1 protein-coding gene is annotated in these 685 nt (G+C 74.0%); it reads right to left on the reverse strand.

Features of this window, described 5'->3' with window-relative positions:
* A partial coding sequence (locus AC27IQ_RS26410; protein WP_487091426.1) for a histidine kinase dimerization/phospho-acceptor domain-containing protein occupies nt 1-685 on the reverse strand: 685 nt, incomplete at both ends.

The raw sequence follows: 685 nt of genomic DNA on the forward strand, positions 1-685 counted from the left end.
CGCGACGCCTCGGCGCGGTACAGGCGGTCGAACAGGCGCGGCAGGTCGTGCTCGGCCACGCCGGGCGCGGTGTCGTCGAACTGCAGCACGAGCGAGGGCGCGGGTCCGCTGCGCTCGGTCTGCGCCTGGATTTCCAGCCGGCCGCCAGGATCGGTGTAGCGCACGGTGTTTTCCAGCAGGTTCAGGAACACGCGGTGAAGCTGCTGCGCGTCGCCGCGCACCAGCGGCGGGGGCGACAGGCTGGCGAGCGCGGCCAGCCCGTGCGTGTCCACCGCAAGCTCGGCCTGGTCGAATCGCGGCTGCATGGAGGCCACGGCCTCGGCCAGCAGCGACAGCGGGTGCATGGGCACGAGCGCGGAGGGCGCGCTGCCCGCGGCGGCATCCAGGCTGGCGCGCAGGTCCCCCACCAGCTGGATGAGCCGCATCACCTGCCGGTGCAGGCGCAGCGCGGTCTTGTCGTCGAACGGGCGCACGCCGTCCTGCACCGCCTCGATCTCGGCGCGCATCGCCGCCAGCGGGGTGCGCAGCTCGTGCGCCACGTCGCCGATCCATTGCCGGCGCGAGGCTTCCATGCCGCCCAATTGCTCGGCCATGTCGTTGAAGGTGAGTGCCAGCCGGGCCAGTTCGTCGTCGCCGTGCACGGCCACGCGGGTGTCCAGCCGGCCCGCCGCCACGCCGCGCGCGC

Source organism: Acidovorax sp. KPB24-07 (genome assembly GCF_057543315.1).